This is a genomic window from Bradyrhizobium lupini, assembly GCF_040939785.1.
In the GTDB taxonomy this organism is placed as follows: Bacteria; Pseudomonadota; Alphaproteobacteria; order Rhizobiales; family Xanthobacteraceae; genus Bradyrhizobium; species Bradyrhizobium canariense_D.
This window is the reverse complement of the sequence record NZ_CP162553.1, coordinates 3,535,502-3,557,544: the sequence shown is the minus strand read 5'-3', so window position 1 is coordinate 3,557,544 and position 22,043 is coordinate 3,535,502. Positions and strand designations below refer to the sequence as shown.

Genomic DNA, 22,043 nt, shown 5'->3' with positions numbered 1-22,043 from the left:
GTGCCACTCGCTGAGTATTCCCCTCCGAGAGGTAGACGACTGGAGACTTAGCGCAACAAGATTCTTGCAAGCCGGATGGAAGAAACCGACGCGCCCGCCATTCGGTGTCGTCCCGGCGAAGGCCGGGAGGTGGATTCACACTCGAAGTGCAACAGTTGAGAGGAGAAGGCCTCTGCCGGGGTTCTGAAGTCAAGGCATTTGCGCGGGGTGTTGTTGTAGGCGGCAATGGACTGACGGAAGCGCCTGGTTGGGAGCTTTTCGAGGTCGGTCTTTCGGGGGATGAAGCGGCGCAAGCGGCCGATGGCGTTCTCGATGCCGCCCTTTTGCCACGGCGCGTGCGGGTCGCAGAAGAAGGTCTTCATCAAGAGGCTCTGCAAGGAAAGGTGGGCGGCGAACTCGGTGCCGTTGTCGAAGGTGACGGTACGGCGCAGTGCCTCCGGTACGGCTTTGAACAGGCGTACGAGATGGCTAGCGATACCGGCGGCGAACTTGCGTTCGATGGGAACGGCGAGCAGCAGGCGCGAGGTTCGCTCGTGGACGGCCAGGATGGCCTGCCGGTATTTGGAGAACATCATCAGATCGGCTTCCCAGTGGCCCGGGACTTTGCGATCGGCGACCTCGGCAGGCCGTTCTGCCAGCGAAACACGGCCTTCGATGAAGCTTGCGGGGCTCCCGCCTCGTTTGCCGCGGTGGCCTCGCTTGCTCTTGCCTCGAGGCAGATAGCGCCGCCAGGTGAAGTCCGTCGTGCGTGTGATCTGGGCGTAGATGAAGCGGTAGATGCTCTCGCAGGAGATCACCCTACGGCCACGTTCCCGGGCCAGCCTGCCTGCGACCTGTTCGGGTGACCAACCGCGGCTCAAGCCTGCCAAGACCTCGCGGCGCAAGCTGGCGTCCCACTCGAGGCGAGAGCCCTTCCAGCGCCGCGCCCGGGTCTGCTGCTGAGCATAGCTTGGCTTGTAGCCGACTTGCCTGCCACGGTTCCGCCTCAGCTCCCGAGAGATCGTTGATGGCGGCCGATCCAAAGCTGCCGCGATTTGCCCGACCGAGCCGCCATTGGCCGAAAGGCGGGCAATCTCGCATCGATCGTCAAGGGAGAGCTGTTTGTAAGTCCGCCCCATGGCAACACCTCCAGATGGAAGTGTTGCACTTCGTTTGTGAACTCAGGGGACCCATTATCCCAGGGAGGAGTCGTGGCGCGAGGTGACGGCCACAGTCTTCGCCAAACCGCGCCCGGCGGTAATGGGTCCTGGATCGGCGCTCACTTCGTTCGCTGGTCCAGGACGACGCTAAGGCCTGCACTAGATCTTGAGTTCGCTTCCCGTCACGCGGCGATATGCTTCCAGATACCGCTTGCTGGTCGCGTCCACCACGCTTGCGGGCAAAGGCGGCGGCGGGGCGTCGCCGTTCCAGCGGCCGGCGCGGCGCTCGACATCGAGATAGTCGCGCAAGGGCTGCTTGTCGAAGCTCGCCTGCGGCTGGCCGGGTTTGTAGGCATCGACGGCCCAGAAGCGCGAACTATCCGGCGTCATGACTTCGTCGATCAGGATGATGCGGCCGTCCTTGTCGCGGCCGAATTCGAACTTGGTGTCGGCGATGATGATGCCCTGTTCGCGGGCGAGCTCCTCGCCGAGCGTGTAGATCGCGCGCGTCATGCTCTCGAGCGTGTAGGCCGTCTCGTCGCCGACGACCTCGCGCATTTTTGCGATGGTAATGTTCTCGTCATGGCCGGTCTCGGCCTTGGTCGCCGGGCTGAAGATCGAGGGCTCCAGCTTCTCGCTCTCGACAAGTCCCGCCTTCAGCTTCTCGCCGGCCAGCGTTCCGCTTGCTGCATATTCCTTCCAGGCCGAGCCCGAGAGATAACCGCGGATCACGCATTCGATCGGAAACACCGTGGTCCGGCGGCACAGCATGGCGCGGCCGAGAATTTCGGCGCGATGCGGCTTCAAGGCCGGCACGGCGGCGATGATCTCGTCGGTGTCGGCGCTGATCATGTGATGCGGCACCACGCCTTCGAGCTCGTTGAACCAGAAGGCGCTGATTTGCGTCAGCACCGCGCCCTTCATCGGGATGGTCTCGCCCATCACGACATCGAAGGCGCTGATGCGGTCCGTGGTGACGAGCAGCAGGCGGTCGTCGTCGACGGCGTAGATATCGCGCACCTTGCCGCGCCCGATCTTGGGCAGGGGCAGGTCGCTGGAGAGCATGGTGGTCATCGGCAGAACTTTCGGAGCAAGGCCTTGCGACGGGACATCCGGCCGCGCCTGATCGCGCGACCGGAAACCGGGATAGCCTATTCCGGCAGCGGAATGAACTCATGTTCCTGCGGAACCGCAGCGAAGCGGCCGGTTTTCCAGTCCTGCTTGGCCTGCTCGATCCGCTCCTTGCTGGAGGAGACGAAATTCCACCAGATGTGGCGCGGGCCCTCCAGCGCGTCGCCGCCCAGAAACATCATCCGCGTGGCTTTGAGCGCCTTCACCGTGATGCGGTCGCCCGGCCGGAAGATCAGGAGCCGCGGCCCCTCGTAGCGCTCGTTCGCGATCTCGACCTCGCCGTCGACGACATAGATGGCGCGCTCCTCGTGATCGGGGTCGAGCGGCACGATTGCGCCCGCGACCGCGGTGACCTCGGTGTAGAACCAGGGCGAGACCATCGAAACAGGGGAAGTGACGCCGAAGGCCGAGCCCGCAATCACCTTCGCGGTGAAGTCGCGCTCGGAGACCATCGGCAGGTCACCCGCGCCGTAGTGCTGAAACGACGGTGCGATCTCTTCCGATCCCGCCGGCAGCGCGATCCAGCTTTGCAGGCCCAGCATCTTCTGCCCCGAGGCGCGCTGCACATCCGGCGTGCGCTCGGAATGCGCGATGCCACGGCCTGCCGTCATCAAATTCATCGCGCCGGGCTGGATCTCCTGGATGTTGCCCTCGCTGTCACGATGCATGATCGCGCCGTCGAACAGATAGGTGACGGTGGCAAGCCCGATATGCGGGTGCGGCCGCACGTCCATGCCCTTGCCTGAGACGAACTGCACCGGCCCGAAATGGTCGAAGAAGATGAAGGGGCCGACCATCTGCCGCTTGCCGTGCGGCAACGCGCGGCGTACCGCGAAGCCGTCGCCGAGATCGCGCGTGCGCGGCACGATGACGAGATCGAGCGCATCGCAGGACATGGGATCGCCGAGCACGGGATCGTTCGAGGGTTGCCAGCTCATGGTAAAACTCCGTCTAAATTGCTTGGGCTCGATACTAGCAGGATTCCGCGCCAGCGTCGCGGCTAAGCCCGCTGTCATGCCCCGCGAAGGCGGGGCATCCAGTACGCGGCGGCCTATCCGTTCAATCATGGCCGTCTCGGAGTACTGGATCGTCCGGTCAAGCCGGGCGATGACAGAGTGCGCGCGGCGAGCGATGGTGCTTGAAAAAACAGGCGCTACGAAGGATGTTCGGCCGATGTCAACCGCGACCCATCGCAGCACCCGATGACCCCAGCCGCAACCGAACTCGCCTTTCGCGCCGCCGCCGTGGCGCTGCTGCTGGTGCTGGCAGCGTCATTGCTCTCGGATTTCCGCAATGTGCTGGCAGCCCGGCTCGGTGCGGCCTTTGCGCTCGGCTCGGCCGCGCATGCTGTGAGCTATTCTGTCGGAACATCATCGCTGGTACCGGCATGGCATGCGCCGCTGATCGCGTTGTCGACCGGCAATATCGTGGTGTTCTGGCTGTTCACGCGGGCGCTGTTCGACGATGAGTTTCGCCTGCGCCGGTGGCACGGATTGACCTGGGGGCTGGTGACAGCCTTCAGCTTCGTCAGCTGTCTCTGGATCGCACCCGGCGGACATGTCCGGGTCGCCGTCACCGCGGTGAACCTGATCGTGCTCGGCTTCATTGCGCTCGCGATCGTGCAGACGATCGGCTCATGGTCGGCCGATCTGGTCGAGCGCCGCCGCCGCGTCCGTGTCTTCATCGTCTGTGCTGCCGCGCTCTATGGCGGATTGAACGCGCTGCTCCAGATCCTCGCCGGCAGCGACGTCGGCGATGTTGCCAACACCGTCAATACCGGCGTGCTCGCCAGCATCGTCGCGGCCATCGCCTATGCGATGATGCGCGTCGATGGCGCCGACCTGTTTCCGGCTGCCGCGGAGGCTGCGCCCGCGATCGCGGCGAGCCAGCCTATCATCGGCGAGGATGCCGCCGACCAAAAGCTCATCGACGCCCTGATGCGGCTGATGGCGGACGAACGGATCTATCGCCAGGAGAACATCAGCATCGGCGTGCTGGCGGGCCGGCTGAAAATTCCCGAATACCGGCTGCGCCGGCTGATCAACCAGGGGCTCGGCTACCGCAATTTCAATGTGTTCCTGAACAGCCACCGGATCGAGGAGGCCAAGGCCGCGCTGGCCGATCCCGCCCAGGCCGAGGTCCCGGTCATCACCATCGCGATGGACTCCGGCTTCCAGTCGCTCGGTCCCTTCAACCGCGCCTTCAAGGCCGTGACCGGCGTGACGCCGACGGAATATCGTCGGCTCAAGATGAATGCTATTCAATCTATAGCGCACTGAAATATCTAGCTTATTTCAGAATCGGCGAGCGTCTCGCTGCTTTCGGCTCTGCCGTTTTCCAAATCCGGCGAGCGGGCATCGCGTGAATGCCGCTTCGTCTCCGGCACGCGCCTCAAGCCGGAGCAAGCCCGTGACCCGCCGCCGCAAGATCGTCCTTCTCATCACCACCGTCGCCTTTGCCGGCCTCGCGCTCGGCGCGGTTCGCGCCCATGACCTGCCCAAGGTCGCCACCGGCTTCATCGCCGACGTGCTCTGCTCGGAGACGTTTGTCTCGGGCCTCGATATCAGGCGCAACCTGACCGAGACCGCCGATGCGATGCCGGGCGCCGGTCTGCTCACCTGGGCGATGGACTATCAGGTCGATCGCGCGCGCAAGGACGTCACGGTGACGCTGTTCGGCATTGGCCGCAGCCATGCCATCTATCGCGAGGGCCTCGGCTGCACACTCGAGCACGGTGCTGAGATCGCCGACGTCAGGCTGCCGCCTGGTGACAGGCAGCCGGCGTTGCTGCCCGAGATCGCCGGCCCCGCGGTCGTGTCGCCGCAAAGCCCGGAACTGTCAGCCGCGCTCGATCGCGCCTTCGCCGAGCCGACATCGCCGCCATTCCGCCGCACCCGCGCAATTGTCGTCATGAAGTCGGGCCGCATCATCGCGGAGCGCTATGCGGACGGCATCGGACCGGAGACGCCGCTGCTCGGCTTCTCCATGACCAAGTCCGTGATCTCGGCTCTCACCGGGATCCTCGTGCGCCAGGGCCGACTGAAGCTCGACGGGCCCGCACCGGTCGCCGCCTGGACAAATCCGGACGATCCGCGTCACGCCATCACCGTCGATCAATTGCTGCGCCACACCGCGGGCCTGGCACTCGGCAGCTCGCTTCAGGCCTCGCTTGGCTCCGCCTTCGAGCCGGTCAATCGCATGAAATTCGTGGAGGCCGACATGGCCGCCTATGCAGCGAGCATGCCGCTTGCGACCGCGCCGGGCACCGTGTGGAATTATCACGATGCCAACACCATCATGCTCGCGCATCTGATCCGCAATGCCGCCGGCGGCAATCCCGAAGGAGCGCTTGCCTTCGCGCGCCGCGAATTGTTCGCGCCGCTTGGCATGCGACACGTCACGCTCCAGCTCGACGGCGCCGGCACGATCGAGGGGTCGAGCGAGATGCTCGCATCCGCGCGCGACTGGGCACGCTTCGGCCAACTCTATCTCAACGATGGCGTCGCCGGCGGCCGACGCATCCTGCCCGAGGGCTGGGTGAATTACTCGGCGTCGGCGACGCCCAATGCCTGGGTCGGTATCGGCGCCGGATTCTGGACCAACCAGGGCGACAGCTTTGGCGCGACCTTTCGCGTCGATCACGGCTGGCCGCGCGATGCCTTCTTCGCCAAGGGCACGATCGGGCAGTATACGATCGTGATTCCGTCGGAACGACTCGTGATCGTGCGGCTCGGCCGTTCGCCGAACTCACCGCCGGAAGCGGACGGTGTGTTTGATCTGGTGCGGGATGTGATTGCGGCAACGCGCGCTAAAGGGAAGGTGGCGGGGATGGATTGAGGTGCTTTACCTTCCCAGCTCCGTCGCCTTTGCCACGCGATCGAACCGCTCCAGCGTCATGATCGCGTCCGCGAATTTCTCCGCGCGCGCATTCAGCACCGGGCGTGCCAGCGTCAAGAATTTTTGCTGCATCGCCTGTGCATCCGGGAACGAGGTCGGCTCTCCCGAGGGATCGGCGTAGAGCCGCTCATGCACGCCGTCGTCCGTCGTGATACTCACGCGCGCGCCAAAGGGGTGGGTGCGGCCGATTTCGAGGCGATCGTCCTGCACTACGTCGAACTTGTCGGCGAGTGCGTCGATGGCGGCGTCGCCAAGACGATTGTAGTCGTCCCAGCCAAATGAGCCCTGGTCGAGCGCGAGCGCGCCGGTGAAGAACATCGAGAACTGGCCGCCGACGATCGAGGTCGGGTGGCGCTTGGTCGCGGCGTCGCCGGTGAGCGTGATGCCGTTGCGATGCAGGCCGATTTCGACCCGCTTGACCTGATCGGGCGTCAGATTGTGCTCGCGCCGCATTGCGATCAGCGCGTCGATCGCGGCGTGAGTGTAGCGGCAGCTCGGATACGGTTTGACGCCGATCTTCATGGTCTCGTAGGTCTTGCCGAGCTCGGCGACCGCCTTGTCGGGATGCGCATCGTCGGTGTAGCCGGCGAGCAGGCCATGTTTGCCCTCCACGGATTCCGTCGCCCCGACGAAGTCGTTGCGCGCCAGCGTCGCGGCGATCACGCCATTCATCGCGGCGGCTCCGACCTGGTAGCGCTTGTTCCAGGCGCCATTGACCAGGAATTGCAGCGAGCCCGCGGCCTGGCTGCCGGCGACGCCGAAGGCGGCGATGAGCTGTTGCTCGGACAGGCCGAACAGTTTTCCGGCGGCCGCTGCTGCGCCATAGGTGCCAGCGGTGGCGGTCGGATGGAAGCCGCGCGCATAATGCGAGGTCGGGTCGAGCGCGTTGCCGAGCCGGCAGCAGACCTCATAGCCCGCAACGATCGCGGTCAGCACGTCGCGGCCCGACGCGCCGACCATCTCGCCGATGGCGAAGGCGGCCGGAACGACCGGCGCGCTCGGGTGCAGCGAGGAGTCCGCATGGGTGTCGTCGAAGTCGAGGGAATGGCCGAGCGCGCCGTTGAGCAGCGCCGCGACCGCCGGCGTCCAGGTCTTGCTGTCGCCGAACACGGTGGATTCGCCGCTGGTGTCGAGCGCGAGCGCCTCCAGCATCTTCAGGATCGAGGGGGTCGATTCCGCTTCGCTGCGGGCGCGGATGGCGCTGCCGAGGAAGTCCAGCGTCAGCACCTTTGCGCGATCCAGCACTTCCGCCGGAATATCCCCGTATTTCAGATTGAAGACATAGGCAGCGAGCGTTGCGGTTTCGTGGGCCATCGTGTTTCCTCGTTTTGGCGCGCAAGTTAGGCGGGCTGATTTGGCCTTTCAAGCGGCCATGGGCTGCGGGCATCAGCTATGCTTTTGGCAGGCTCCAAGAGGATCGGGATATTCCACGATGGGACTTCCAAAAGATGTGTTCGACCGGGTCCGGGCGCGGCGAACGCAACTGGGCCTGGCGATCCGGGTCACGGTCGCGGCCACCGCGGCCTACGCGATCGCCACCGCGCTGCATCTGCTGCTGCCGCTCTGGGCGGTGCTGACCTCGCTGATCGTGACCCAGTTGAGCGTCGGGCGCTCGCTGAAGGCGACGCGCGATTACGTGCTCGGCACCATCGGCGGCGCCATCTATGGGGGCGCCATCGCGATCCTGATCCCTTATTCGACCGAGGCCGGCCTGTTGGGCCTGCTGGTGCTGGCGGTCGCGCCACTCGCCTTCGTCGCCGCGATCAACCCGAGCCTCAATGCAGCGACGGTCACCGCCATCATCGTGCTGCTGGTTCCGACGATGCATCATTCCGATCCCATGACATCGGCAATCGATCGGGTCAGCGAGGTCGGGGTCGGCGCAATCACGGGATTGCTGGTCTCGTTCCTGGTGCTGCCCTCGCGCGCGGTGCGCCAGATCCGCGCCAGCGCGGCAAGGCTGCTCGAGCTGATCGCGGACGCCTTCACCGAGCTGCTCGCGGGTCTCACGCGCGGCCGCGACAACGATGCGCTGCACCGGATCCAGGACGGCATCGGCACCGCGATGGTGGGCATGAATGCGATCGGTGCCGAAGCCGAGCGCGAGCGGGCCGCGCGCCTGTCAAGCGGGCCCGACACCGGTCCCTTGCTGCGAACGATCCTACGGCTGCGCCACGACGTCGTGATGATCGGCCGCTCGACCGTGGTGCCGTTGCCGGCCGAGGTGCAGATGCGGCTCGCCGCGCCGCTGGCGGAGGTCAGTGCGGCGATCGTGCGCTTTCTGCGCTCGGCGGCCGAAGCGTTGCGGGCTGGTGCCGGCGCGCCGCCGATTCATCCCGTGCACGTCGCGCTCCAGCATTACGCCGAGGCGGTTGCCGCCGTTCGCCAGGACGGCCTGATCCGCGGCCAGCCGAGCGACACCGCCGAGCGCTTCTTCGCGATCGGCTTCTCGCTGGAGCAGATGCACCAGAATCTCTGCGATCTCGATCGCGTCGTCGGCGAGTGGTCGGAAGCCTCGTCGGACAAGTCAGCGCGCTTGGCCGAGTGAGCTAGCGCCGCATCAGGTCCTTGCCCTGCATGCGCCAGACCAGCAAATCGATGCGGTCCTGGCCGAAGAACGGCTCGTTGTCGAACACGAAGGTCGGCACGCCCCAATGGCCGGAGGCGGCGTGGTCCTTCTCGTTCTCCGTGATCACCTGCTCGTAGCGATCAGGGTCCGCGGTGATTGCGGCATCCATCGCGGCGAGATCGAAGCCGGCCTTTTCGGCGCCGCGCCCGAGATGATCGCCTTCGTTCCAGCCCGACACCGAGCCGTCCCACAGCACGCGGGCGATTGCATCGGTGAATGCGAGCGAGCGTCCCTCGAGCTGCGCCATGGCACCAAGCCGGGTCAGACGGTGGATGTAGGGCTGCTCCGCCGCGACCTCGAACGTCACCTTGTCCTGCACGATCGGATCGGGCCTGGGAAAGCGGAACGGAATGCCTTCGTGCTGCGCCACGCGCGTGCTGTCGAGCACCACATAGCGAATGAAGTTCGGGCTGGCCTTCTTGAAAAACCCGGGCACACGGACTGCGAGCGGATAGACCGGCCGCAAATTCACCGTCAGATCGTAGGTTTCGACCAGGTTGAGCGTTTTCGGCAACGCCAGATAGCTGAACGGGCTGCGAAAGGAGTAGAAGAGGTCGACGGAGAGCGTCATCGGGCCGGCTCCGCGAGCCGCCCCATCATGCTGCGGGCGACGAGCTTGTGGAAGGGCGTGATGAACGCGAGATAGGCGCGGCCCAGCCGATTGTTGGTCCGCACCAGCGTGGTCAGGGTGACGTGGCGCAGCACCGCTTCGCCGGCGACATCGACCACGATGCGGAAGTCGAGATGATAATCATTGAAGCCGGCGACCAGCTGCTCCGGCGTTTCGCTCAGCACCGGAAACAAGCCGATCAGGCCGCCCGGCGCTGGTGCGCCTTCACCCGATGTCTTCAATCCAAAGGGCCTCACGAGGATGTTGCGCAGGCGTGTCAGTGCACCGATCCAGCGCGGTCCGTGCAACAGCATCCTGGTGCAGGCCTCGCGGGCATTCACCGGTGCTGTGCCGATCTCCACGCGAAAGGCGTCGATGAATTGCGCACCGGCCAGCAGCGTGCCGGCGTCGACATCGGGGATGACTTCGCGGACGGTCCCGTTCATCCCGCCAGTTTGCGCGTCAGCATCCGGAAGCGCAAGATCAGAAGTCCGGCATAGACGAACGATCCGATCGACAGTCCGATCCAGACACCGACCGCGCCGAAATCAGCGTGAAAAGCGAGCAACCAGGCGATGGGAAAGCCCACGCACCAGTAGCCGATCGCGGCGAATACCAACGTCATCCTGGTGTCATTGATGCCGCGCAGTGCGCCGCCCATGATGGTCTGGATGGCATCGGCGATGAAGAAGGTCGCGCCGACCAGCAGCAGCGTTGCAGTCAGCTCGACGGTCGCCATGCTCGCCTCGCCGCTGCCGAAGAACAGCCGTCCGAGCTCATAGCGGCCGAGAATGATTGCGACGGTGAGGGCCGAGACGAACGCGATCCCGATCACGGCTGCCACGAGACCTGCGCGCCTCACCGCAGCCGGGTCGCCCCGGCCGAAGGCGTGGCCGACCCGCACCGTGGCTGCCATGCCGATGCCGAGCGGGACCATGAACAGCACGGCGGTGACCTGGAGCGCGATCTGATGCGCCGCGAGCGCCGTGGTCGAGATCAACCCCATCAGCAGCGCCGCCGAAGAGAACAGGCCATATTCCAGCAGCAGCGAGAACGAGATCGGGGCGCCGATCGCGATGAGCTTGTGCATCAGGGGCCAGTCGATCCGCCAGAGATGGGCAAGCGGACGATAATCCGCGAACGGCTTGCGCAGCCCCGCAATGGCGAGCGTGGCGACGAACGTGCCGAGATTGACGATGGTGGTCGCAAGCCCTGCGCCGAACAGACCGAGCTCCGGCAGGCCGAACAGGCCGTGGATCAGGGCGTAGACCAGCGCGGCATTGACGGGGATCGCCGCGAGCGTGATCCATAGCGGGGCCTGCGGCCGGTTCACCGCGCTCATCATGCTGCGCAGCGCGATGAACCCGAGCGCCGGCGCGATGCCCCAGGCCAGCCCATTCAGATAGCGCTGGGCGAGCGCGGCCGAGTGCGGCGCCTGACCGAGTGCGACCAGGATGTGCTCGCCATAGAGCGGCGAGGCCATCATCGGCAGCGAGATCAGCAACGCGACCCACAAGCCGACGCGCAGAGAGCGGCGGATGCGCCTGACATCGCCGGCGCCGAAGGCTTGCGCGACCAGCGGCGACACCGCCGTCATCAATCCGAGCCCGAAGGTGAAGCTGACGAAATAGACCGTGTGCGCCAGCGCTGCTGCTGCGACCGCGCTCTCGCCGAGCCGCCCGATCAGCGCGAGATCGGTCGTGATCATCGCGATCTGCCCGAGCTGCGTCAGCATCATCGGCACGGCCAGCCGCAGCGTCGCGACGAATTCGTCGGCGAGAGGATTTGGCGGCACGCCGGCTTGCGGCTGCGAACGAGGCTGGACGGTGTCGAGCATGGCCGGGTCAATAGCACAGCCGGGCGACGAAAACATGGCTTGGTCTTCTCCCTCTCCCCTTGCGGGAGAGGGTGGCTCGCCGCAGCAGCGGCGAGACGGGTGAGGGGGATCTCTCCGCGTACGGCCCTCAAGCAGCAGGACTCGCTGAAGCAACCCCTCATCCCGCGCTATAGCCGATGCGAAGCTTCGGCGTTCTCAAAAACGGCGGCCAAAGGCCGCCTACGCCACCTTCTCCCACAAGGGGAGAAGGGAAGAAGCGCCTCAGCCCTTCCGTTCAGGCACGCGCCTGATCTTCGCGCCGAGCGCGTTGAGGCGCTCGTCGATGCGCTCGTAGCCGCGCTCGATCTGGTCGGCGTTGTTGATCGTGGAGGTGCCCTCGGCGCAGACGGCCGCGAGCAGCATGGCCATGCCGGCGCGAATGTCGGGCGAGATCATCGATGCACCGCGCAGGCGGCTGGGGCCGGCGATGATGGCGCGATGGGGGTCACAGAGCACGATACGCGCGCCCATCGCGATCAGCTTGTCGACGAAGAACATCCGCGATTCGAACATCTTCTCGAACATCAGGATCACGCCCTCGCATTGCGTGGCGGTGACGATCGCGATCGACATCAGATCGGCCGGGAAGGCCGGCCAGGGCTGGTCTTCCAGCTTCGGCACGTGGCCGCCAAAATCGTCCTGGATCTTCAGCGTCTGGTTTGATGGCACGATGAGATCGTCGCCCTCGATGCGGCAGACGATGCCGAGCCGTTCGAATCCCATGCGGATCGAGCGCAGATGCTCGACGCCCGCGCGCACGATGCGAAGCGGCGACCGCGTCACGGCCGCGAGTCCGATCAGCGAGCCGACCTCGATATGGTCGGGCTGGATCCGGTAGGTCGCGCCGCCCAGCGTCGCCGGACCGTGCACGATCATGGTGTTGGTGCCGATGCCCTCGATCCCTGCGCCGAGCGCGACCAGGAAGTTGGCGAGGTCCTGCACATGCGGCTCGGACGCGGCGTTGCGCAAATAGGTGGTGCCTTGGGCGGCGACGGCTGCGACCAGCGCGTTCTCGGTCGCGGTCACGCTGGGCTCGTCCAGGAACACGTCGGCGCCGGTCAGTTTCGAAGCGCGGAATTCGAGCCGGTCGGTCGCGGTGACCTTGGCTCCCAACTGCTCGAGTGCGAGCACATGCGTGTCGAGCCTTCGGCGGCCGATGACGTCGCCGCCGGGCGGCGGTAGCATCACTTCGCCGCAGCGGGCGAGCAGGGGGCCGGCGAGCAGGATCGAGGCGCGGATGCGCACGCACAGATCAGGATCGAGATCGGCGGCGCGGATGCTCTTGGCGTGAATATGAAGCGTGTTGCGGGCGGTCCATTCCGCCGCCGCGCCGACCGAGCGGATCAGCTCGACCAGCGTCTCGGTGTCGCGGATCCGCGGCACGTTCTCCAGCGTCACCGGATGCTCGGTGAGCAGGGCTGCCGCGATGATCGGCAGGGCCGCATTCTTGTTGCCGGAAGGCTCGATCGAGCCCGAGAGCCGGTGACCGCCCTCGACAATGTACTGGATGGGCGCCACGGGGTCTCTCGCTGTCGTGTTGGGTGGGCGGGTTTTCGAGGCGGAAACTACCGAGAATTGAGCGCGGGAGCAATTCTGCACTTGTCGCGAGGGCGGGGGAGGTTCAGCCGTGTCTCTACGTCATGGCCGGGCTTGTCCCGGCCATCCACGCCTTTGCCAGATGCACGGAGAACCTAGATGCCCGGGACAAGTCCGGGGCATGACGACCGTCCAAGCCATCCGATCTCAGATATCGATCGTCGCGCTCAGCGAATGTTCCTGGATGAAGTCGCGGCGCGGCTCGACCACGTCGCCCATCAGCTTGGTGAAGATGTCGTCGGCCTCGTCGACCTCTTTGACCTTCACCTGGAGCAGTGATCGCGCATTGACGTCCAGCGTCGTCTGCCAGAGTTGCTCCGGATTCATCTCGCCCAGCCCTTTGTAGCGCTGCAGCGAGACGCCCTTGCGGCCGGCGTCGGTGACGGCTTCGAACAGATCGACCGGGCCGTAGACCATGTGCTCGGTGTCCTTGCGCCGCAGCTTGCCGGGGCGGGCATAAACGTCCTGGAGCTTGACGGTGTACTCGTCGAGCTTGCGGGCTTCGACCGAGCCCAGGAACGCGTCATCGATGAGGGCGACGTCCTTGACGCCGCGCACGGTGCGCTCGAACTGGAAACCATGGCCTTCGACGTATTGACCGATCCAGCCGCGCTCGACCTCGTCGGCGAGCGTGTCGAGGCGGGCGGCGATGTATTGGGCTGCCGCGGCGGCTTTCTCCGGATCGCCGTAGATCGCCTTGTTGAGCACGCCGGTGATGGCGGCCTGCTCGATCACCTTGCGATTGTAGCGGGTGTGCAGGCTGCGCAGGACGCCGCGGACGGCGCGGGCGTCATCGACCAGCGAGCGCAGGTCGCGGCCGGTGCGATCGCCGCCGGTGCCGGGAATATAGACGCAATCGTCCAGCCCGGTATCGATCAGATAATCTTCCAGCGCCCGCTCGTCCTTCAGATATTGCTCGGACTTGCCGCGGTTGACCTTATAGAGCGGCGGCTGGGCGATATAGAGATAGCCGCCGTCGATGATCTCGCGCATCTGCCGGTAGAAGAAAGTGAGCAGCAGCGTGCGGATGTGGGCGCCGTCGACGTCGGCGTCCGTCATCACGATGATCTTGTGATAGCGCAGCTTCTCGATCGAGAATTCGTCGCTGATGCCGGTGCCGAGCGCGGTGATCAGCGTGCCGATCTGCTCGCTGTGCAGCATCTTGTCGGGACGCACGCGTTCGACATTGAGGATCTTGCCGCGCAGCGGCAGCACGGCCTGGAATTCGCGGTTGCGGCCCTGCTTGGCGCTGCCGCCTGCCGAGTCACCCTCGACGATGAAGAGCTCGGATTTCGCCGGGTCCTTCTCCTGGCAGTCGGCGAGCTTGCCGGGCAGCGAAGAGACCGAGAGCGGGCTCTTGCGCGTCAGCTCGCGCGCCTTTCGCGCGGCTTCGCGGGCAGCCGCCGCCTGGATCACCTTGCCGACGATCATCTTGGCTTCGGAGGGATGCTCCTCGAACCAGGCCTGCAGCGCCTCGTTGAGCACGTTCTCGACCACGGGGCGCACTTCCGAGGACACCAGCTTGTCCTTGGTCTGCGACGAAAATTTTGGGTCCGGCACCTTCACCGACAGCACCGCAGTGAGGCCTTCGCGGCAGTCGTCGCCGGTGAGCGCGATCTTTTCCTTTTTCGCGTTGGCCTCGGCATAGCCGTTGACCTGGCGCGTCAGCGCGCCGCGGAAGCCGGCGAGATGGGTGCCGCCGTCGCGCTGCGGGATGTTGTTGGTGAAGCACAGCACGTTCTCGTGGTAGCTGTCGTTCCACCACAACGCGGCCTCGACACCGATGCCGTTGGATTCCGCGCGCACCATGATCGGCGCCGGAACGATCGCCTTCTTGTTGCGGTCGAGATATTTGACGAATTCCTCGACGCCGCCGGAATAGTGCATCTCCTCGCGCTTCTCGACGGCGTGACGCATGTCGGAGAGGGCGATGTTGACGCCGGAATTGAGGAAGGCGAGCTCGCGCAGCCGGTGCTCCAGCGTGGCGAAATCATACTCGATGTTCTTGAAGGTTTCCGTCGAAGCCTGGAACGTCACCTCAGTGCCGCGCCTGCCGGGCGCGTCGCCGACCACCTTGAGCGGCGCGACCGCATCGCCATGGGCGAATTCGATGTAGTGTTCCTTGTTGTCGCGCCAGATGCGCAAGCCGAGCTTGCTTGACAGCGCGTTGACGACGGAGACGCCGACGCCGTGCAGACCGCCGGAAACCTTGTAGGAATTCTGGTCGAACTTACCGCCGGCATGGAGCTGGGTCATGATGACCTCGGCTGCCGAGATGCCTTCGCCCTTGTGGATGTCGACGGGAATGCCGCGGCCGTCGTCGCGCACGGTGACGGAATTGTCGGCGTTGAGGATCACGTCCACGCGCGTGGCGTGGCCCGCGAGCGCCTCGTCGATCGCGTTATCCACGACCTCGTACACCATGTGATGCAGGCCCGAGCCGTCATCGGTGTCGCCGATATACATGCCGGGACGCTTGCGGACGGCGTCGAGACCCTTGAGCACGCGGATCGATTCCGCCCCGTAATCGCTCGGATTTGAGGGTTCGTTTTCGGCAGGCGTCTGCCGAGCAGGTTCTGTCATGAGAGGCCTTCGAGATGTCGCCCGAATCAGCGGCGCAAAAGGCGCTGATATGCGGGCTATTTGTGCCACGAAAGACGGATTGCGCCTAGCGCAAAGTATCCCCCGGCAAGTCTTTGATTAAATAGAATTTTTTGGCCGATTTTCAAGGCCTTCGAAGCCCGATTCGGCGGCTTGGAAAAAGCGCGATTCGGGAAGCCGTTTCGGGCCGTGGAAGGCGTGGATTTTGCGGGGACGAGGGCGTTCCGAGGCGCCTGGAACGCCCCGGAACGGCCTTGCAGCTCAATACATCTGAAGCGGCAGCACATCTCCGTTTGGCCCCACCAGGAGGCCCCAGGCATCGCCGGCGGCCACTGTGAGAATCTCGGTGCGAGTGGGGCGTCCCGGCAGACGCAGCGCGTACTGGTACTTGCCTGGCGGCAGATCGAGCATCGGGCCTTTCGGCGATTGCGGACCGCCGGCGCCGGCCGCGATCTTTACGGTCTGATTGTTGATCGTCAGCGATGCTTCTTTCGGCCCCATATTGCCGAGCATCAGCCTGGCCTGTCCGGCCTTCGGCATGATGTCGGCCTTGGCCGCGGCCTGCGGATTTCGCTGCATCAGGCTGACCGTGGTCTCGTCTCGGGCGCGGCCAAGCTTCAGCACGGCCGGCCCCTGCGGCGAGGTGAACGCGAGCTCCGCCCGCTCGGCCGTCACGATCGCGCCGTCGGCCTTCTCTTGCCAGCCCCGATTGGTCAGCTCCGCGCGATAGAAGGCGAGGACCTCGCCAAGCTCGGCGGGGATGCTGGCTTCGAGCTCGGTCCGGAACGACTGGTCGCTGCCGGGAAATTTCGTGGAGCTGATGCCGGTCGAGCTGTGCTGCGTCGGCACCGGCAGGGCCGAATCGGGATCGGGCGTGAGCGGCTCCTTCGATTTGGTCTGGACCGCCTTGGCTTGGGTCGATTTGGCCTCGACGGGCTTCGCCGCGGCGACGACCAGACCGGAGCCGTTGGCGCTAACGTTCACCTTCGGTCCCATCTGCATCACGGTCATCGAGATCGACTTGCCGCTCTTTGCGAACTCCATCACCGCCATGTTGGGCTGATTGATGACGGAGGGCTGCTCTTTCCAGCCCGCTGGCTTGAGCGATGCGCGATAGAACGCAGTGAGCGCCTTCACGCTCGAGGTCGAGGAGAACTCGAGCCTGCCCTCGTCGCTCTCGAACTTCACACCCTCGGCGTTTTCAGGCAGCGGCACCGGAATCTTGCTGTCGGCCTGCGCGTTGAGCGGCGCGTCGGACAATGCGGCCGCCTGCACCTTGCGCCTGGCTTCGTCGGCGGTGATGAGCTGCTTGGCCGCACCTAACGCATCCCCAAGGAACTTGTCGTCCGCCTCTTTCTTCGCCTTGGCACGGGCGGCAAGCGCGGAGTCCTTCACCTGCGCGGTCAGGCTGACCATGGTGAAATCATATTTGCGGCCAAGCCGCAGCACGCCGGTTTCCTCCGCCGAAGAGATCTTGATCGCGACCTCGTCACCGGGTGCGAGCTGCGCGCTGCCGTCCTCCTGCCAGCCGCGCGCGGCGAACTCGCGGTGATAGAAGGCGAGCACGGCCGGCAGCTCGGCCATCGCGGCGGCCGACATTTCGCGCTTGTTGTCGCTCGCGCCGCCGAGCCCCTGGCCGTCTTGGTCGGGCTCGGCCGCGGCAGGCCGGCCAGATCGCTATCGGCTTTGAGCTCGCTCGGCAGCGCGAAGGGGGCGACCCGGATATCGACATTGGTGCGGCCATCGTCGCGGCGCGTCAGCGTCAGCATCACGGGCTTCTGCTGATAGAAGCCGGTCTCCTTGCTATCGGCATGCGCGTAGAACGCGCGCAGGCCGTTGGGAACGGTTTCATTCAGGCTGGTGGTCCAGCGTGCGGCGGTTTCCGGCGTGAGCTTCTGCCAGCCGATCGCAGCCATCTGGCTGCTGTAGAAATCCGACGTTGCATCGAGCGGCGTCGGCGCGATGCAGCCGAGATAGGGCCGGGTCCCGTCGAACACGATGTCACTTGCGCCTTCCGGAAATGGCACGTTCCCGTAGATCCGGTCGGTGGTGTAGTAAACCACGGACTGGTCTGGCCGGCCGAGCGCCTGCGTGAAATGAACGGAAAGGCCCTGTCGTCCCTTCCTGAACTTCAGCAGGCTGCTTTTCTCCTCAAGCGGCATCACATAGGGCACCCATCCGTTGTCGCGCAGGAGCTTTTGGACCGCGGGCAGCGTCACGGCCTGCCGCATCGGTACGCGATATTCGACGCTATAGGGATCGGGGCGCGAAATGTCTTCCACCGCACCTTCGAGCTGGGGCAGCGCGTGGACGTCGACGATGCCCTCGTCGGCGCCGGCCGCGATCGAGCAGCTCGCCATCAGGAAGAGACCGCATGCAAGCAGCTGCCATCGTGCCGGGACTTGCATCCCGCGCGGGATCATCGCCATCGTTACGTCTCCAGGATGCCGCGCGGCGCTTGGGCGCGCGCGATTGCAACGGCTGCGACACCGTCGGCGGGGCCTCAGACCAGAAGTCGCGGCAGGAACCGGGCAGGTTCAAAGATTCGGACGGCTCAATACAGCTGGAGCGGCGACCATGCCTCGCCGTCGCGCCCGACGGTGAGCTCCCAGGCGTCGCCGGCCGCGACGGTGAGGATGTTGCTGTGGGCCGGACGGCCGGGCACGCCCAGTTCGTAGGAATATCTGCCGGGCGCCAGATCCAGCGAGACGGCGTTAGCGCCGGCGGAGCGCTTGATGATCTGCGCGTTGATCCCGAGCACGGCTTCCGTCTCGCCGATGTTGCTGAACACCAGCTTCGCCTGGCCCGGCTCGGGCATGACGTTCGCCCGGGTTGCAGTATCCGAGTTCTTCTGCACGAGATGAACCAAGGTGCTGCTGCCCTTGCGGCCGAGCTCCAGCATCGCCGGATCGAGCGGAGATGCGAACGCGAGCTGGACGTGATCGGCGGAGACGACGGCGCCATCGTGCTGCTCCTGCCACCCGAGCTTTCCGAGCTCCCTGCGGTAGAAGGCTAGGACGTCGCCGAGTTCGGCGGGCACGGTGGCTTCGAGCTTGACCCGAAGCGGCGCTTCGACGCCCCGCATCAGGGTGGTGTGGATTCCTCGAAAGCTGTAGCGGGTCGGTGCGAGCAGCCTGGCATCGGGATCCGGCGTGAGATCGGCGGAAAACAGCGCCGCGAGATGCGGCATCCCGGCGCCGGCGCTTGCAGCGAGCATGCAGATCGCGAGCAGGACGAGGCCGCACGCAAACGCCCGCCATCGTGCCGGAGCTTGCGCCCCGGACCTTGCCGTCCGCATCTCACTCTCCAGGGGTCTCGCGCGGCATGTCATTGCGCGATTGCAAAACGGCTGCGACGCCGTCGGCGCGGCCTCCGGCAACTAGTCGCGGCAGAAATGGGGCCGGTTCAACGGCGGCGACTAGCGCCGGGCCGATACCTGGCCGCTTTCGACGTCAAAGATCTCGCCCCCGGCGCCGATCTCGGCGAAGGCGGCAGGGTCTGCGCCGGTCAACCACACCTGCGCGCCGAGCTTGCGCAGCTCGTCGAACAGCGCCGCGCGCCTGCCGGGATCGAGATGCGCGACGACCTCGTCGAGTAGCAGCAGCGGCACGATGCCGGTCATCTCGGCGACCAGGCTCGCATGCGCCAGCACCAGCCCGATCAGCAACGCCTTCTGCTCGCCGGTCGAGGCATCGCGCGCCGGCATGCTTTTCGGCGCGTAGATCACCTGCAGATCGGTGAGATGCGGACCATCCGTGGTACGGCCGGCGATGGCGTCACGCGGACGGTTGTCGCGCAGGATCTGGCGGTAGCGGTCCTCGACCGACGTCGCGGTCTCCGTCAGCAGCGCGTTCTCCATCCAGCCGTCGAGCGCGATCTGCGCCGAAGGGAAGGCGGAGGCCTGCGCGCGAGCGTTCAGCATGCCGGTCAGACGCGCCGCGGTCTGGCCGCGCGTTGCGGCGACCGCGACCGCAAGCTCCGCGGTCTCACGCTCGATCGCGTCACACCAATGGTCGTCGTAATTGCGCGTCTCGAGCAGTCGGTTGCGCGAACGCAGCGAACGTTCGAGCGCGGAGATGCGGCTGGAATGGTCGCTGTCGATGGCGAGCACCAGGCGGTCGAAGAAGCGCCGCCGCTCGGACGCCGCTCCCATGAACAGCCCGTCCATCGCCGGCGTCAGCCATACCATGCGGATGTGGTCGCCGAACGCCGCCGCCGAATTGACCGGTTCGCGGTCGATGCGGCAGCGCCGGCTGACCGGGCTATCTGCGCGCGGCGGATCGATGCCGGTGCCGAGCGTGGCAAGGCCCAGCGCGCCCTCGACCTGTGCCGACACCGCCCAGGAGCCGTCGCCCTGGTTGTCGGCGACGTCGTCCAGCGTCGCACGCCGCAGGCCGCGTCCCGGCGACAGGAACGAGATCGCCTCGATGCAATTGGTCTTGCCCGCTCCGTTCGGCCCGACCAGGACCACCATGTCGGCCGCCGTCTCGAGCCCCGCCGCCCGGTAATTACGAAAATGCGTCAGCGTCAGGCGATGAATGCGGGAGGGGGTCATCAGATCTTTGTCGTGGCCGCGATTCTTCCCCTCTCCCCTTGTGGGAGAGGGTGGCGCCTCACAAGGTGAGGCGACGGGTGAGGGGTATCTTACCGCTCGGCGAGCTTTGCAAGGATGTCCTCCAATACAGAAGTGGGTCGCTGGAGCACGTCGTTGTTCCAGTAGCGCGCGATGACAAAGCCTTCGGCGAGAGAGCTGCGTCACGCGCTGCATCGCGTCGTGATTCTCCGTGCTGACCGCCGTCGATCTCGATCACCAGGCGCTTCTCAAAGCAGACGAAGTCGAGAATGTAGGTGTTGAACGGGACCTGCCGGCGAAACTTGAAAGCGGAGAGTTGCCGGTGCCTGAGCAGGCGCCACATTGCCGCTTCCGCATCCGCCGGTTCGTGCCGCATATTCTTCGCGAATTGGCGAAGACGTTTGGAGACTGGCCGATGGGATGGTTCCTGCGGCACGAACCCCTCACCCGACTGAGTATGTATCCGCCCGTGGAGATGCCCTCTCCCACAAGGGGAGAGGGCGCAGCAACGTGCATTGCGCTTGTTTCGGCAGGCGAAGCTGTAGCTTCCCCCTCTCCCCTTGTGGGAGAGGGGGCTTCGCGCAGCGAGGCCGGGTGAGGGGTTGTCTCTGCATAAAAGGTGTCGCGAGAGGAGGACCACGTCCCTCACACCCGCATCGGCATCAGCACGTAGAGCGCGCTCTTGTCGTCGCGGTCTTGCACCAGAGTCGGTGAGCCCGGGTCGGCGAGCCGGAGCGTTGCGACGTCGCCTTCGATCTGGGCGGCGATGTCGAGCAGATAGCGGGAGTTGAAGCCGATATCGAGGGCGTCGGAGGCGTATTCGACTTCGAGCTCTTCGGTCGCGCTGCCGGAATCCGGATTGGTCACCGACAGCACCAGCTTGCCCGGCGACAGCGAGAGTTTCACGGCTCGCCCGCGCTCGCTGGAAATCGTCGAGACGCGGTCGACCGCGTTCTCGAAATCCTTCTTGTCGACGACGAGCTCCTTGTCGTTGCCCTGCGGGATCACGCGGCCGTAATCGGGGAAGGTGCCGTCGATCAGCTTCGAGGTCAGCACCACATTGCCGATGGTGAAGCGGATCTTGGCCTGCGACAGCTCGATCGTGACCTCGGCCTCGTTGTCCTCGATCAGGCGCTGCACCTCGCCGACCGTCTTGCGCGGCACGATCACGCCGGGCATGCCCTCGGCACCCTTGGGCTGCACCAGGTCGAGCTGGGCGAGGCGGTGGCCGTCGGTGGCGACGCCGCGCAGGGTGGCGGCTTTGGCGGAGCCCGCGGCATGCAGGTAGATGCCGTTGAGATAATAGCGGGTCTCCTCCGTGGAGATCGCGAACTGGGTGCGATCGATCAGCCGCTTGACGTCCTTGGCGGCGAGGCTGAACGAATGCGACATGTCGCCGGCGGCGAGATCCGGGAAATCGTTTTCCGGCAGGGTCTGCAGCGTGAAGCGGGAGCGCCCGGCACGGATCGCCAGCACGGCGCGGTCGCCGTCGGCTTCGAGCACGATCTGCGAACCATCCGGCAGCTTGCGCACGATGTCGTAGAACATGTGCGCCGGCACGGTGGTCGAGCCCGCGGTCGCGGTTTCCGCCGCGAGCGTTTCCGTGACCTCGAGGTCGAGGTCGGTCGCCTTCAGCGACAATTTCGCGTTTTCGGCCCTAACAAGCACGTTGCCGAGGATCGGAATCGTGTTGCGGCGTTCGACCACGCGGTGGACGTGGCCCAGCGACTTCAGGAGTTGCGCGCGTTCGACCGTAACCTTCATTGCACTACTCGCCCGATCCCCAAGGAAACACAAATCTGGAAAAGCCGGGCGGCGGGACGCGCGCCACGGCACCGAAGACCCCGGAAAGCCGGATCATCCAGCCGATATGACCAAAGCCGTCAGGGTCGCGCAAGGTGGCGCGGATGGCCCCCGGATTCAAGGGATTGCGGGCAGTTCCCCACGATTTACCTATGTTTCCGCAACGCGCTGAACGCCTCGCCGGCCAA

15 protein-coding genes and 2 pseudogenes are annotated in these 22,043 nt (G+C 65.5%); 3 read left to right on the top strand and 14 right to left on the bottom strand.

The window, feature by feature from the left end:
* Positions 1-47 precede the first annotated feature (47 nt).
* The 3 genes from AB3L03_RS16730 to AB3L03_RS16720 all read right to left on the bottom strand — a co-directional run bounded on the left by AB3L03_RS16730 (position 48) and on the right by AB3L03_RS16720 (position 3,208).
* Positions 48-1,118 (bottom strand): IS30 family transposase, encoded by a 1,071-nt coding sequence (locus AB3L03_RS16730; RefSeq protein ID WP_368508932.1) that lies wholly within the window; start codon positions 1,116-1,118, stop codon positions 48-50.
* Between the two features lie 180 nt (positions 1,119-1,298).
* Positions 1,299-2,213 carry a phosphoribosylaminoimidazolesuccinocarboxamide synthase gene (locus AB3L03_RS16725; protein WP_018455824.1) on the bottom strand — a complete coding sequence of 305 codons (915 nt, stop codon included), beginning with the start codon at positions 2,211-2,213 and terminating at the stop codon, positions 1,299-1,301.
* Positions 2,214-2,290: 77 nt separating this feature from the next.
* Positions 2,291-3,208, bottom strand: coding sequence for a pirin family protein (locus AB3L03_RS16720; RefSeq protein ID WP_204513057.1), 918 nt, complete (start codon positions 3,206-3,208; stop codon positions 2,291-2,293).
* A 264-nt stretch (positions 3,209-3,472) separates the two neighbouring features.
* On the opposite strand from AB3L03_RS16720, the gene AB3L03_RS16715 reads away from it, so the two are divergent.
* Together AB3L03_RS16715 and AB3L03_RS16710 are read left to right on the top strand one after the other, a co-directional pair.
* The gene (locus AB3L03_RS16715) at positions 3,473-4,549 is read left to right on the top strand and encodes a helix-turn-helix domain-containing protein (RefSeq protein WP_204513058.1); all 1,077 of its coding nucleotides are present in this window, start codon (positions 3,473-3,475) and stop codon (positions 4,547-4,549) included.
* 130 nt (positions 4,550-4,679) lie between these two features.
* Positions 4,680-6,107, top strand: a complete 1,428-nt coding sequence (locus AB3L03_RS16710; RefSeq protein ID WP_204513059.1) for a serine hydrolase — start codon at positions 4,680-4,682, stop codon at positions 6,105-6,107.
* A gap of 6 nt (positions 6,108-6,113) precedes the next feature.
* Here AB3L03_RS16710 and AB3L03_RS16705 read toward each other — a convergent pair whose 3' ends face one another.
* A complete protein-coding gene (locus tag AB3L03_RS16705; protein ID WP_204513060.1) occupies positions 6,114-7,481 on the bottom strand; it encodes an MmgE/PrpD family protein in 1,368 nt (455 codons plus the stop codon).
* Between the two features lie 118 nt (positions 7,482-7,599).
* On the opposite strand from AB3L03_RS16705, the gene AB3L03_RS16700 reads away from it, so the two are divergent.
* On the top strand, positions 7,600-8,715 hold the full coding sequence (locus tag AB3L03_RS16700) for an aromatic acid exporter family protein (protein ID WP_018455829.1): 1,116 nt from the start codon (positions 7,600-7,602) through the stop codon (positions 8,713-8,715).
* A 1-nt stretch (position 8,716) separates the two neighbouring features.
* On the opposite strand, the gene AB3L03_RS16695 is transcribed toward AB3L03_RS16700, so the two are convergent.
* The 10 genes and pseudogenes from AB3L03_RS16695 to dnaN all read right to left on the bottom strand — a co-directional run bounded on the left by AB3L03_RS16695 (position 8,717) and on the right by dnaN (position 21,816).
* Positions 8,717-9,367: a 2-hydroxychromene-2-carboxylate isomerase gene (locus AB3L03_RS16695; protein WP_204513061.1), complete on the bottom strand. Its 651-nt coding sequence runs from the start codon at positions 9,365-9,367 to the stop codon at positions 8,717-8,719.
* A complete protein-coding gene (locus tag AB3L03_RS16690; RefSeq protein WP_204513062.1) occupies positions 9,364-9,852 on the bottom strand; it encodes a DUF2867 domain-containing protein in 489 nt (162 codons plus the stop codon). Before AB3L03_RS16690 ends, AB3L03_RS16695 begins: the two co-directional genes overlap by 4 nt.
* The gene (locus AB3L03_RS16685) at positions 9,849-11,243 is read right to left on the bottom strand and encodes an MATE family efflux transporter (protein ID WP_204513063.1); all 1,395 of its coding nucleotides are present in this window, start codon (positions 11,241-11,243) and stop codon (positions 9,849-9,851) included. The genes AB3L03_RS16690 and AB3L03_RS16685 overlap by 4 nt, the downstream gene beginning before the upstream one ends.
* 261 nt (positions 11,244-11,504) lie before the next feature.
* The gene (murA, locus tag AB3L03_RS16680) at positions 11,505-12,800 is read right to left on the bottom strand and encodes a UDP-N-acetylglucosamine 1-carboxyvinyltransferase (protein WP_018455833.1); all 1,296 of its coding nucleotides are present in this window, start codon (positions 12,798-12,800) and stop codon (positions 11,505-11,507) included.
* Positions 12,801-13,025: 225 nt separating this feature from the next.
* Entirely contained in the window at positions 13,026-15,461 is a 2,436-nt protein-coding gene (gene gyrB / locus AB3L03_RS16675) for a DNA topoisomerase (ATP-hydrolyzing) subunit B (RefSeq protein ID WP_018455834.1), read from the bottom strand.
* A gap of 279 nt (positions 15,462-15,740) precedes the next feature.
* Positions 15,741-17,908 (bottom strand): annotated as a pseudogene (locus AB3L03_RS16670) (hypothetical protein).
* 125 nt (positions 17,909-18,033) lie between these two features.
* Positions 18,034-18,777 (bottom strand): hypothetical protein, encoded by a 744-nt coding sequence (locus tag AB3L03_RS16665; RefSeq protein ID WP_368508931.1) that lies wholly within the window; start codon positions 18,775-18,777, stop codon positions 18,034-18,036.
* Positions 18,778-18,897: 120 nt separating this feature from the next.
* Positions 18,898-20,034 carry a DNA replication/repair protein RecF gene (gene recF / locus AB3L03_RS16660; protein WP_085361994.1) on the bottom strand — a complete coding sequence of 379 codons (1,137 nt, stop codon included), beginning with the start codon at positions 20,032-20,034 and terminating at the stop codon, positions 18,898-18,900.
* A gap of 89 nt (positions 20,035-20,123) precedes the next feature.
* A pseudogene (locus AB3L03_RS16655) lies at positions 20,124-20,488 on the bottom strand (endonuclease domain-containing protein).
* Between the two features lie 209 nt (positions 20,489-20,697).
* The gene (gene dnaN, locus AB3L03_RS16650; protein WP_007598262.1) at positions 20,698-21,816 is read right to left on the bottom strand and encodes a DNA polymerase III subunit beta; all 1,119 of its coding nucleotides are present in this window, start codon (positions 21,814-21,816) and stop codon (positions 20,698-20,700) included.
* Between the last annotated feature and the right edge of the window lie 227 nt (positions 21,817-22,043).